Source organism: Peribacillus sp. FSL P2-0133 (assembly GCF_037975445.1).
GTDB classification, from domain to species: domain Bacteria; phylum Bacillota; class Bacilli; order Bacillales; family DSM-1321; genus Peribacillus; species Peribacillus simplex_E.
The window spans coordinates 4,013,923-4,026,315 of record NZ_CP150254.1; the positions used below are offsets into that span (position 1 = coordinate 4,013,923).

The window sequence follows — 12,393 nt, forward strand, 5'->3', positions numbered from 1 at the left end:
GTTTTCCATTGTTGGTGCAACTTCCTTAAAATACAGGGACCATGCATAAAAAAAAGACCGGTTTCCCGGTCTGACCCACTGCTTTACCATCCTCTGCTGGCACCTCCGCCACCGGAACTTCCTCCTCCGCCGCCCCGTGGACCGCCGCTGCCGCCTCCACGGCCGCCGCCGCCTCCGCGACTGATGAATATCAAAAGGATATTGATTAGCGTTTGAAGGAAAAATCCTTTAAAGAACTTGGCATCGAGGATGAATACGATGATGACAACGATGATGATCAGGAAAATCTGTAAACCTGATGGCTGAAAGGTTTCTGACTCGGGCTGAACGGAGAGATCCTGATAAAACTCGTCACCTAAGTTGTATTCTTTCGTGACATCGTTATATACGGCCTTATAGGTTTCCGTCAGGGCAACATCATATTTACCCTCTTTCAGCGCAGGGATAGCCACATCATCCAAAATCTGTCCAGATTTTATATCGGTAATGGCCCCTTCCAAACCGTACCCCACTTCAATACGGATTTTCTGTTCTTCCATGGCCAGCACAATGAGGACTCCATTGTTCAGCTCGGCATCCCCAAGCTTGAATGATCTCAATGCCTCGACCGAGTACTCCTCGATTTCGGATCCTTCCATCGAATCAACCGTCAAAACGGAAATTTGTGCCTTTGTGGCATCATCCAATCGTTTCCCAAGTTCGATGAGTTCGGATTTTTCCTGTTCACTCAGGACTCCGGCAAAGTCCTGAACATATATATCCCCAACTGGTTCAGGAATGTTAGGTTGTGCTGCGGCCACGTTTGCTAAACTGAACGTGAGAATGAAGAATAGCGCAAACACAGCGAGTTTTTTCATTATTTATCGCTCCCGAAATCAACCTTTGGCGTTTCTTTTTCTTGATCGGTCACTTCAAAATATGGTTTGGCATCGAACCCGAACGCTCCTGCCATCACATTCTTCGGAAAGCGTTTAATCATTTTATTATAGTTGGTAACTTCATCATTATAGTCTTTTCGGGCTACCGTGAGCCGATTTTCCGTTCCTTCCAAACTATCCATGAGGCTCTTAAAGTTCTCATTTGCCTTTAAATCCGGATAGTTCTCCACAACCACCAAAAGCCGGCTCAAGGCCCCGCTTAATTGTTGATCGGCTGCAATCGCATCTTCAGTCGAATTGGCACCAGCCAGCTTCGAGCGTGCATCGCTCACCGCTTTAATGGCTTCCGTTTCATGCGAAGCATAACCCTTAACCGTTTCGACAAGATTCGGAATCAAATCCGCTCTCCGTTTTAATTGGTTATCCACCTGTGACCATTTATTGTCGACGTCTTCACTGGCACTTACAAGGCCGTTGTACGAAGATGCACCAAAAATGACCAGTAAAACGACAACGACTATCCCTATTATCCAACCTTTTTTCATCTAATTCCCCCTACTCTTTCACATATAAGTTATATTCTATAGTTCCACCAAAACTATGAATTTTAAACAAAATTCATCAAATAGAGCTACATAAAATCATATGGCGTGACATTCTCCATCCCGATCATCGGATCAGCATGCATGAGAATATCAAGATAACTTGATTGTTGTTGTACCTCTTCCTTTACCACCGGCATTTCTTCTTCACTCAAAATCTCTTGCAGCTTTTCACGCAAAGTCGTTTTCCGGCGCATCTCATCATTACGCTCGATCCCTAAACGGAATGCATCCTCTTCACCACAAAGGATCAAGAAATTTTTACTGCGGGTAATCGCCGTATACAATAAATTACGGCGGAGCATCCGATAATAACTTTTCACTACAGGTAAAATGACAATCGGGAATTCACTTCCCTGCGACTTATGGATGGAGCAGCAATAGGCATGTGTAATCTGGTTCAAGTCCTGTTTCGTGTAAGTCACTTCGATGCCTTCGAACGATATGATTACTTTATCGACATGATCGGTATTTTCTTTAGCGAACAATATGGACACGATTTCACCCATATCGCCATTAAAGACACCCTCCTCTGGCTGGTTCACCAGTTGAAGCACCTTATCTCCCGTTCTGTATATCACATCTCCGAATTTTATTTCCCGCCGCTTTTCATTCACATTGCTATTGAACACTTCCTGAAGCATTTTATTCAGGGCATCAATCCCGGCAGGCCCTCTATACATGGGAGCCAGCACCTGTATATCCTTGGCCGTGAAGCCTTTCGTCCTCGCATTAGCAACCACTTTCTCGATTACTTGGGGGATTTGACCTGTTTGGCAGCGAATGAACGATCGATCTTCTTGCTGTTTCGTGACATCATCCGGAAGCCTTCCTTTTTTGATTTCATGGGCCAATTCAATGATCGATGAGCCATCAGCTTGACGATAAATATGTTCCAGACTGACAGTCGGTACACAATTCGATGCAAGCAAATCCTTTAAAACCTGCCCAGGGCCTACAGATGGCAGCTGATCTTCATCACCAACCAATATCACTTGGACATTTTCCGGCAGAGCTTTAAACAATTGATGGGCCAGCCAAGTATCCACCATGGAAACCTCATCGATGATTACGATACGGCCATCCAGCTGATTATCCTCATCATGGGAAAAGCCTTCACTCCCGTTCCACCCAAGCAAACGATGGATCGTAACAGCGGGGAGCCCCGTGGATTCGGCCATGCGTTTCGCTGCACGGCCGGTAGGGGCCGCAAGTACGAATGGAAATGGATCGCTTCCTTCTTTTTTATAATCGTTAATATCCATGGATACACCATGCAGCTCTGCATATAGCTCAACGATGCCTTTGATGACTGTCGTCTTACCGGTACCAGGTCCGCCCGTCAAGATTAACATGGGTGATTGCAGGGCTGTTTGGATCGCTTCCTTTTGGGCCGGGGCATAGGATACATCCAGCCGCTCTTCCAGCTCCCCAAGTGCCAGCAAGAACTCCGATTCCGGGAACTGGTCCTCATACTCGGTTTGAGCAAGCAGCCTCTTGATGTTCATCACGATTCCCTTTTCCGAATAGAATAGCGAAGGCGGATAAATTCGTTGATCCTCGACAACTATTTTCCCCTCTTGCGTCAATTCGATTATTTCCGAGGAAATGTTCGTGAACTCAATGCGATCCCGTTTATTTTCCTCCAGCAGACGTTTGACAGCCTCCAATAGCTGCTCGGCTTCTATGTAGATATTTCCGTCCTGGAGGCATTGTGATTCAAGCGTATACAAGCACGCAGCCTTGATTCGATCGGGATGGCTGCCGGAAATGCCTAGCTGATGCCCAAGCTCATCCGCCCGTCCAAAACCAATCCCTTCAATATCCTCAACGAGCTTATACGGATTTCCCTGAACCATCGTGATCGTATCCTGCTTATACATTTGATAGATCTTCATCGACAGCTGCGGACCGAAGCCATATTGATTCAGGGCAATCATCACCTGCTCCAGACCTTGATGCTCGACCAATGTATCATAGAGTCCCTTTGCCTTTTCCCCGGATAGCTTCGGAATATCATCAAGTAGCGAAGGCTGAGCCAGAATTTTTGAAATTGCCTTTTCACCCAGTGTCTCAACAATGCTTTCAGCTGTTTTTTTCCCAATGCCCTTGAAAAGGTCACCGGATAAATAACTGACGATTCCTTCCTTGGATTGAGGGAGATCCTTGCGAAAATGTTCTACATGGTATTGAAGGCCAAAACGCGGATGTTCCTTCATGGCCCCATAAAAAATATAGATCTCATCCTCATGCATCCTTGGAAAATAACCTGTTACGACCGCTTCCTTCTCTTCATAATTCAGATTCGTTTCATGCACGCGAATTCTTACAACCGAGTACATGTTTTCTTCATTATGAAAGATCGTCACTAAATGACTTCCTTTCATGAACATTTTCTCTTCTGAAAACAAATCCAATGAGTCTTGCTGGCTCAACGCTTCTCCCCACCTTTCCATGCATATGCCGTTTATTTACTCAGCATTCATTTCTTCCAACAGTTTCTTTCCGTGCGCAGCGAGCATATGGTCTGGCTGTGCTTCCAAAGCCTTATCAAAATAAACCATCGCTGCTTTCGCATCCTCACGGTACCCTGCAAACGCAACGCCTAAATTATAATAAGCATCCGCATGGCCCGGATCCTGTTCCACAACTAAATTCAGTTGATTGATCAATTCATCATACAATTCAGCATTGGCAAGACATAGCGCATATTGGAATCTCGCATCAACGTCCTCAGGGCTCAGCTCCACCGTTCTTTGTAAATAAGGCATCGCCAATTTCGGTTGATCTAACGCCATCAATGTCAATCCAAGCATGAAGTAAGCATCGCTGTTATCCAGTCCCAAACGGATTGCCTTTTCAAACATATCCTTCGCTTCAACTAATTTAGAATCGGATTCATAATATAAGTTTCCTAATGAATAGTAAGCCGCTGCTGCATTTTCATCCAGCTCAATCGCTTTTTTGTAAAACTTGACCGCTTTTTCCGTTTCACCCACGGCAGTCAATACATTCCCAAAGTTTATGTAGGCAACAGGCTCATTCGGATTTTCCTCGATCGCCTCATTAAAAACTTTCGCCGCTTCTTCGTATTTCCCTTGCTGCATAAATTCAATTCCTTGTTGATTCTTATCCATATCCATTCACACTCCATTTTTATATTAAAAAGTATAGCATAAGCCAGTGGTCGAATTCAGGCGGTACACCCGCAATCCAAAAGAAGTCCCCAACCGCAAACACAGCTGGGGACATGCTTATTTTACCCTACGTAAGTCAGTTTTTCACCTTTTTTAAATACTTCATCAATCGTACCGCCGCCAAGGCACACTTCACCATCATAGAATACGACTGCTTGTCCAGGCGTGATCGCGCGGACTGGCTCGTCAAAGATGACTTCGACATCACCATTTTCCAATACCTTCACCTTAACACCGCTATCCTCTTGACGGTATCTGAACTTTGCGGTACATGTAAATTCACCAGCCGGTATTTGTTCCGCTACCCAGCTGACATTCACTGCACGAAGGGAATTGGAATACAGCACATCATTATCAAAGCCTTGACACACATATAAAACATTGCGCTTCAAGTCTTTTCCCGCAACAAACCAAGGTTCGCCGCTGCCGCCAATCCCTAGACCGTGACGCTGACCGATGGTGTAATACATCAATCCGTCATGCTTGCCCATTACCTTGCCATCCATCGTGACCATATCTCCGGGCTGAGCTGGGAGGTAATTGCTTAAAAACTCTTTGAAATTGCGTTCACCGATAAAACAGATCCCTGTAGAATCTTTTTTCGTTGCCGTGGCAAGGCCCGCTTCTTTCGCAATTTCACGGACTTCCTTCTTATCAATGTGTCCAAGCGGAAACATGACTTTTTCCAACTGTTCTTGAGTAAGCTGGTTCAAGAAATACGTTTGATCTTTATTATTATCGACACCGCGAAGCATTTTGTATTCGCCATCACGGTACTCAACCTGTGCGTAATGACCTGTAGCCACATAATCGGCGCCAAGGCTTACGGCATGTTCAAGAAAGGCCTTGAACTTGATTTCCTTATTGCACATTACATCCGGATTCGGGGTACGGCCCGCTTTATACTCATCCAAGAAATAAGTGAAAACTTTATCCCAATACTGCTTTTCGAAATTGACTGCATAATAAGGGATGCCGATTTGATTACAAACGGCAATTACATCATTGTAATCTTCCGTTGCCGTACAAACTCCGTTTTCATCTGTATCATCCCAGTTCTTCATGAAAATCCCGACCACATCATAGCCTTGATTCTTCAATAGCAGGGCTGACACAGAAGAATCCACGCCTCCTGACATACCCACGACGACGCGGGTGTCCTGTGGTGCTTTTCTCATTCTGTCACCTCATTTATTTAAAGTGAGAATTATCTTCCCACTAATCTATTAACGATTTTCACGGTGGTTTCAGCTGCCTGCCTTACTTCCTCTTCCGTATTGTTCAGACCGAAGCTGAAACGAATCGAATTCTTCGTCCGCTCCGAATCTTTCCCGAACATCGCCACAAGCACATGCGACGGATCGATTGACCCAGCAGTACAAGCGGACCCGCTCGATACAGCAACACCTGCCAAGTCCATATTGACGAGCATCGATTCCACATTCGTACCCGGAAAACTGACATTCAGCAAATGCGGCAGCGACTGTTCCATAGATCCGTTAATTTCATATTGTACATCCGCCTCATCAAAGACGGCAAGCAATACGTCTTTAAATCGCTTGTATTGCTCCTTTTTCTTTTCCATCGTGCTTTTAGCAATTGAAACAGCCTCTGAAAAACCGGCAATGGCCGGCACACTCTCCGTACCAGCACGGCGCTTTCGTTCTTGTTCCCCGCCATATAATTGCGGATTCAGCTTCAAGCCTTCACGCATATAAAGAAAGCCAATTCCTTTGGGACCGTTGATTTTATGCGCGGATACACTCAGCAAATCCACACCCAACTCACGAACGTCGATAGAGATCAAACCATATGCCTGAACCGCATCCGTATGGAAAATGGCTTGATGCCCCTTGAGCAGCTGTCCAATTTCAGCAATCGGCTGGATCGTTCCAACCTCATTATTGCCATACATGACCGAAACCAAAATCGTGTCATCCCGCAATGCCGCCTTTAAATCGGCAATTGAAATAAGCCCCGCTTCATTCACAGGTAAATATGTGACCTCAAAGCCAGACTTCTCAAGGTATTGGCATGTATGCAAAACCGCATGATGCTCAATCTCCGTCGTAATGATGTGCTTTCCTTTTTCTTTATAAGCATTCGCAACACCAATGATCGCCGTATTATCAGCCTCAGTTCCACCGCTCGTGAAAATGATTTCATTCCGGCCCGCACCGATGCTCGTCGCAATACTCGAACGCGCCTCATCCAAAACATGGCGTGCCTCCCGCCCGAAAGCATGAATGCTCGACGGATTTCCGAAGTCATGGCTCATGACTGTCATCATCCTATCGATCACCTTCGGATGCATCGGGGAAGTCGCAGCATGATCTAAATATATTCTGTCCACTTTTTTGTCGCCTCCATTAAAAAACGCAAGCGCCTACATAATAGGCGCATTGCTAATCACTTAAATATAGTACATATAAGAATCGATTTCACCCGTATCCTTGTAGCTCGCCAAATCCATAAGCGTCGTATTATCCAATACATCCTTCACGGCATCGCGAATCCGGATCCAAAGCTGCCGCTTAACCGGCTCCTCATCCTCAATTCCTTCAACAGGGGTAATCGGGCCTTCCAATACGCGAATGACATCTCCCGAAGTAATCTCCTGAGGATCTTTAGACAGGATATACCCGCCATACGCACCGCGGACACTCTTCACCAACCCCGCATTACGAAGCGGCGCAATCAACTGCTCCAAATAATGCTCCGACAGATTATGCGTCTGGGCAATCGATTTTAAACTCTTCGGGCCTTCTCCATAATGTTTAGCAAGCTCGATCATGATCGTCAAACCATAACGGCCTTTAGTAGATATCTTCATAATATACACCTCAAATTATTTATCCGTTTCTAAATTCTTTTGAAATTATAGCATATTCCCGCCGGAAATGCATTCACCCGCCCTCCATTTGTCAAATTATCCAAATTGGAGAGGTAGGAAAAATGGGAGAAAAGAATGGAATGCTTCTTAAATTGAGAAATATAACGAAGCGGTCCTTTCTACTAAAGCAATAAAACGATTATCGAATTTATTGCTCTATGGTCATATTCCTTATATCCCTAAACCGCTAGAGAAAGATAGAATTCCGATCACCGCCCTCCAAACCGGAGTATGCTGCCACAAGTGCCATAAATTTTCCAAGGGGCGGCAATCAAGAAAGCGGATTTGCCGTACCTGATAATTCCCTTGATGCTCACATTTCGGCACTTCATGATTTCTATACCTTGTTAAACCCACCATTACAAACCAGCCCATTTTGACCAGACTAAAGGCAGAGTTTTATCTATTTAACTCTCTCATAGAAGGATAGGTAGGATTATTCCGCCGGTAGGTCGATTTATCAACCTTATAGCACAAATTAAATCCCCAAAGGAACTGCCATAATCGAATTCGACTTCTTTTACAGCATAATCAGCGCATTTCCCCCATCAGTTGTGATACCTTATATAAAAAGGAGAGGTGCGCAATGAATATAAAACCGCTTGCTTTCCGGATGCGGCCTCGGTCGATTGATGAGATCATCGGGCAGGAGCATCTGGTCGGTGAAGGAAAAATTATCGCAAGGATGGTGAAAGCAAAACAGCTTTCTTCCATGATCCTGTATGGTCCGCCGGGAATTGGCAAAACATCGATTGCAAGTGCGATTGCCGGAAGCACGAAGTTTGCTTTCCGAACGCTGAACGCGGTGACCAATAATAAAAAGGATATGGAAATCGTGGCAGCGGAGGCTAAGATGTCCGGGAAAGTGATCCTGCTGCTTGATGAGGTTCATCGACTCGATAAGGCGAAACAGGACTTCCTATTGCCTTATCTTGAAAACGGGATGATTACCTTGATCGGTGCAACGACCAGCAATCCCTATCACGCCATCAACCCGGCCATCAGAAGCCGGTGCCAGATTTTCGAGCTCAAATCATTGGAAACCAATGATATAACCAAAGCCCTGGAACGGGCACTTCATGATGAAGAGCGGGGGCTTGGTGCGTATAAAACCGATGTCGGCCTTGATGCCCTTACCCATTTCGCGACTGCTTCGAACGGAGATGTCCGCAGTGCCCTTAACGCTCTTGAGCTCGCCGTCATTTCCACCGAACCCGATGAATCCGGAACCATTCATATAGATCTGCAAATTGCCGAGGAATGCATGCAGAAAAAAAGCTTCTCACATGACAAGGATGGGGATGCCCATTATGATGTACTGTCGGCTTTCCAAAAATCAATTCGCGGCAGTGATGTGAATGCAGCCCTTCATTATTTGGGGCGCTTGGTCGAAGCCGGTGATCTTGTCAGCATTGCCCGCCGCTTGGTAGTCATCGCTTACGAAGACATAGCTCTTGCCAATCCGCAGGCTGGTCCCAGGGCCCTCGCTGCAGTCGAAGCCGCTGAACGACTCGGTTTTCCTGAAGCTCGGATTCCACTTGCCAACTCAGTGATCGAGTTATGCCTATCACCAAAATCAAACACGGCCATTGCCGCAATTGATGCAGCGCTTACCGACATTCGCAGCGGCCATAGTGGAGATGTACCTGATCATCTTAAGGATGCCCATTACAAAGGGGCCACAGATCTCGGACGAGGCATCGGCTACCTTTATCCGCATGACTACGAGAATGGCTGGGTGAAGCAACAATACTTACCGGACAAACTGCGCAGCAAAAAATATTACAAACCGAAAAAGAGCGGGAAATTTGAACAAGCCCTTGCCTCGGTCTATGAAAATATCGAGAAAAAAAAATAACTCCGGATCACTTCAGATCCGGAGTTTTTTTATGGAAAATGAAAACTTTTAACATGCCCCCTGTTAACAAAAACCGTCTCCCCTTGAGCATTCACCTTCTCAATGATGCCAACTTTCGCCGTAAAGTGTACAGCTACATTCCATCTCGGCACATTAAAGATATCTCCTTTCCGAACTAAATTTACAAACTTCCTTCTATTAAAATCCCAACTAGATGAATATTTCCATATAGTTCTAATTATATTGACCAATAAATTTAGATATCATTTGGTGACCGTAAAAAACAACCTATATCCAAACAGTAAGCCATTGTGTCCAAATCATCCACAATCAGTATGTATAACTGTCAGCCAAACGCTCCGGCTAGGTCTTTCTTAGTTAGAAACCGGAACGCTTAGGCTAAATTCCCTTTGAATCGCCTTGCTTGGCCAATCTTTCCCGGAAATTAGTCCGCAATCTGTTAAGGTTTCATCAAGGGCAGAAACAACATTTCCAAATATGATTCTAGCCCGATTACTTTTACAGCATTTTAAATTCAGATTATTGCATGTACGTACTTTTAGCCGCAGAAAAATTAGGCTCCTGTATCCAGTAAGAGGATATGTCAATTACCACTGCTAGCGGCATGTCCCTTTTCATATGAAGGCACAACAACTTTTTAGTTGCTGTACCTGTGTGTTCAATCTTCGTTATAGATACCCTTCGAAGCTTTAATCATATTTTCCAGCCACATTTTCTTAAATACATTCACACGACGAGGGCTGCCATTCTCTTCTCCCTCAGCTGAATTTTCAATTTCTTCTGCGGCGTCGGAAAGGATTTCATTTGAATCGCCTTCATTTGAATCACCTTCATTTGAATCGCCTTCATTTTCCGAACTTTCCGTTGAGCTACTTTCATCTGATGAGCTTTCGGTTGAACTGCTTTCGGACGATGAGCTCTCCGTTGAGCTACTTTCATCTGATGAGCTTTCCGTTGAACTGCTTTCGTACGATGAACTTTCAGTTGAATATTCCATTTATTCTTTAGCCTCCAATATTTATTTATTCTTTAGGGATATCCGTACTGCATATATATGCGCCTCCTTTCTAATAGGGACTTTGCTTACCACCCATTTTAGTGTAAAACTTCATTCGACTTGGCTTGAGACAAGCTAAACAACGATGAACCACTAAAAGCCGAGTGCAGCCCAAATATCATCACTGAAGTGACACAAACAGTCGTTGAATCCTTTCGAGTTCATGAAACACTCCCCATAAACTCATCATAAACATGGTAAAGACAAAACTTGCCGCCGTTACAATATTTTACTTCCAAGCAACATCGCTGCAGACAAAGGATTGTACATCCACAATTGCATCTCCCCTTCATAATTCAAACATTTAAAAATCAAAGAGAACATAATAAATGGCTGTAAGATCATGATTATAAAAAGACTTGCAATCTCTAAATATCTGGATGCACTAGGCCAAATTACACAACCAACAATGAAAAAAGTGTAGAGTTCCCAATCATTCACTATATTAAACTTTTAATGATTCTAACTTCCTAACCCCTCAGATTTGTTCTAGTTACTAGTAAACACCACACCAAAATATGTCAAAGGTATTATAAAATAGTAAAATATACTATTCTTTTATTATGAAATTAAATATAATAGATGAAGTGGTTACAAAAAGAGGAAGGAAGTAAAATATGAGACATGAAAAAAAGAAGAAAAAGAAACGGACATGGCTGAAGGTAGTCGGGATAATTGTCCTACTTTTCATATTAGCTGGGGGAGCTTTTGCCTACTCCGTATGGAATTCACTGACAAAAACCGTTGACACAATGCATACACCAATAGACCGTACCACGGATAAACGAACGAAAGACCTTGCGCTATCAGATCAGGAGCCATTCTCGATGCTCATGCTTGGCGTCGATGAACGTGATGGCGACAAAGGCCGTTCAGATACTATGATCGTCTTGACAGTCAATCCACAAAAGAAATCGGTCAAAATGCTAAGCATTCCACGTGATACACGGACCGAGATTGTCGGTCATGGTACACAGGATAAAATCAACCATGCATTTGCCTTCGGCGGCGCGAAAATGTCCATGGATACCGTTGAAAACTTCCTTGATATCCCAATCGACTATTATATGAAGATCAATATGGAAGGCTTCAAGGATATCGTTGACGCAGTCGGCGGCGTGACCGTTCAAAACGATTTGGACTTCACCTCCGATGGCATTCATTTTGCAAAAGGAACGCAGACCCTAAACGGGAAAGAAGCCCTTGCCTATTCAAGAATGAGACATGATGATCCAAGTGGTGATTTTGGCCGTCAATCGAGACAACGTGCCATCATCGAAGCAGTCATCAAAGAAGGCGCAAGCCTTTCCTCCCTGACGAAATACGATGAAGTCTTCGATGCACTCGGTAATAATATCCAGACTAATTTGACGTTTGATGACATGATGGACATCCAAAAGAACTACAGGGATGCAAGCAAAAGCATTACCCAATCATCCATAAACGGTACCGGAACGAAAATCGACGGAATCTACTATTATATTGTGTCGGATGAAGAAAAAGAAAAGGTTCAATCCGAATTAAAAGAACAATTATCCATTAAATAAGAAAAAATGAAAGAGCTGTCCGGACCCGCATCCTGACAGCTTTTTCAATTTCCCCGTCCAATATTCTGACAAAAAACGAACACCAATTGTAGAGATTTGTTGGAATTTTTGTTGTTTATTAGGCATTAAAAGACGGTATAATCTAATATGAGCTGACAATTCCATCTCCCCTTGCCCCTATAATCACTAGACACAATTATTCTTTGGACCCGGAAATCCACAACCAACAATCATCAACTAAAATAATTAAACCTAAACAAAAGGAGTGTATTTAAATGAAAATCAAAGCAGGCAGCTGGGCTATGCTAAGCACACAGGACAAAATGTTTATTTTGAAAGC

Annotated in this window: 12 protein-coding genes; 2 read left to right on the top strand and 10 right to left on the bottom strand. The window is 44.1% G+C overall.

Translation table 11 applies throughout. The features are described 5' to 3' along the window. Positions 1 to 83 precede the first annotated feature (83 nt). The 7 genes from MKY17_RS19335 to MKY17_RS19365 all read right to left on the bottom strand — a co-directional run bounded on the left by MKY17_RS19335 (position 84) and on the right by MKY17_RS19365 (position 7,510). Positions 84 to 857, bottom strand: coding sequence for a TPM domain-containing protein (locus tag MKY17_RS19335; RefSeq protein ID WP_144549914.1), 774 nt, complete (start codon positions 855 to 857; stop codon positions 84 to 86). Further along, positions 857 to 1,423, bottom strand: a complete 567-nt coding sequence (locus tag MKY17_RS19340; RefSeq protein ID WP_339200349.1) for a LemA family protein — start codon at positions 1,421 to 1,423, stop codon at positions 857 to 859. Before MKY17_RS19340 ends, MKY17_RS19335 begins: the two co-directional genes overlap by 1 nt. Before the next feature lie 86 nt (positions 1,424 to 1,509). Then, positions 1,510 to 3,915, bottom strand: a complete 2,406-nt coding sequence (locus tag MKY17_RS19345) for an ATP-dependent RecD-like DNA helicase (RefSeq protein ID WP_339200351.1) — start codon at positions 3,913 to 3,915, stop codon at positions 1,510 to 1,512. A 36-nt stretch (positions 3,916 to 3,951) separates the two neighbouring features. Next, complete coding sequence (locus MKY17_RS19350) at positions 3,952 to 4,617, bottom strand: tetratricopeptide repeat protein (protein ID WP_339200353.1); 666 nt, start codon at positions 4,615 to 4,617, stop codon at positions 3,952 to 3,954. 122 nt (positions 4,618 to 4,739) lie between these two features. After that, positions 4,740 to 5,855, bottom strand: coding sequence for a tRNA 2-thiouridine(34) synthase MnmA (gene mnmA, locus MKY17_RS19355; protein ID WP_339200355.1), 1,116 nt, complete (start codon positions 5,853 to 5,855; stop codon positions 4,740 to 4,742). Positions 5,856 to 5,884: 29 nt separating this feature from the next. Further along, entirely contained in the window at positions 5,885 to 7,030 is a 1,146-nt protein-coding gene (locus MKY17_RS19360) for a cysteine desulfurase family protein (protein ID WP_339200357.1), read from the bottom strand. 60 nt (positions 7,031 to 7,090) lie between these two features. Further along, complete coding sequence (locus tag MKY17_RS19365) at positions 7,091 to 7,510, bottom strand: Rrf2 family transcriptional regulator (RefSeq protein WP_076365115.1); 420 nt, start codon at positions 7,508 to 7,510, stop codon at positions 7,091 to 7,093. 646 nt (positions 7,511 to 8,156) lie between these two features. On the opposite strand from MKY17_RS19365, the gene MKY17_RS19370 reads away from it, so the two are divergent. Then, positions 8,157 to 9,428 carry a replication-associated recombination protein A gene (locus MKY17_RS19370; protein ID WP_144549919.1) on the top strand — a complete coding sequence of 424 codons (1,272 nt, stop codon included), beginning with the start codon at positions 8,157 to 8,159 and terminating at the stop codon, positions 9,426 to 9,428. A 29-nt stretch (positions 9,429 to 9,457) separates the two neighbouring features. Here the strand turns inward: MKY17_RS19370 and MKY17_RS19375 are convergent, their stop codons facing one another. Next, entirely contained in the window at positions 9,458 to 9,580 is a 123-nt protein-coding gene (locus MKY17_RS19375; RefSeq protein WP_339200360.1) for a hypothetical protein, read from the bottom strand. A gap of 527 nt (positions 9,581 to 10,107) precedes the next feature. Continuing rightward, positions 10,108 to 10,446: a hypothetical protein gene (locus tag MKY17_RS19380; RefSeq protein ID WP_339200362.1), complete on the bottom strand. Its 339-nt coding sequence runs from the start codon at positions 10,444 to 10,446 to the stop codon at positions 10,108 to 10,110. Positions 10,447 to 11,123: 677 nt separating this feature from the next. Here MKY17_RS19380 and MKY17_RS19385 point away from each other — a divergent pair. Then, positions 11,124 to 12,053: a LytR family transcriptional regulator gene (locus tag MKY17_RS19385; protein ID WP_144526645.1), complete on the top strand. Its 930-nt coding sequence runs from the start codon at positions 11,124 to 11,126 to the stop codon at positions 12,051 to 12,053. Here MKY17_RS19385 and MKY17_RS19390 read toward each other — a convergent pair. Beyond that, on the bottom strand, positions 12,039 to 12,218 hold the full coding sequence (locus MKY17_RS19390; RefSeq protein WP_339200366.1) for a hypothetical protein: 180 nt from the start codon (positions 12,216 to 12,218) through the stop codon (positions 12,039 to 12,041). The genes MKY17_RS19385 and MKY17_RS19390 overlap by 15 nt on opposite strands. Between the last annotated feature and the right edge of the window lie 175 nt (positions 12,219 to 12,393).

What these genes read in the sequence shown, in the direction of transcription:
- MKY17_RS19335 (WP_144549914.1), bottom strand. Translation starts at nt 857, where the DNA reads ATGAAAAAACTCGCTGTGTTTGCGCTATTCTTCATTCTCACGTTCAGT.
- MKY17_RS19340 (WP_339200349.1), bottom strand. Translation starts at nt 1,423, where the DNA reads ATGAAAAAAGGTTGGATAATAGGGATAGTCGTTGTCGTTTTACTGGTC.
- MKY17_RS19350 (WP_339200353.1), bottom strand. Translation starts at nt 4,617, where the DNA reads ATGGATAAGAATCAACAAGGAATTGAATTTATGCAGCAAGGGAAATAC.
- mnmA (WP_339200355.1), bottom strand. Translation starts at nt 5,855, where the DNA reads ATGAGAAAAGCACCACAGGACACCCGCGTCGTCGTGGGTATGTCAGGA.
- MKY17_RS19365 (WP_076365115.1), bottom strand. Translation starts at nt 7,510, where the DNA reads ATGAAGATATCTACTAAAGGCCGTTATGGTTTGACGATCATGATCGAG.
- MKY17_RS19370 (WP_144549919.1), top strand. Translation starts at nt 8,157, where the DNA reads ATGAATATAAAACCGCTTGCTTTCCGGATGCGGCCTCGGTCGATTGAT.
- MKY17_RS19380 (WP_339200362.1), bottom strand. Translation starts at nt 10,446, where the DNA reads ATGGAATATTCAACTGAAAGTTCATCGTACGAAAGCAGTTCAACGGAA.
- MKY17_RS19385 (WP_144526645.1), top strand. Translation starts at nt 11,124, where the DNA reads ATGAGACATGAAAAAAAGAAGAAAAAGAAACGGACATGGCTGAAGGTA.
- MKY17_RS19390 (WP_339200366.1), bottom strand. Translation starts at nt 12,218, where the DNA reads ATGGAATTGTCAGCTCATATTAGATTATACCGTCTTTTAATGCCTAAT.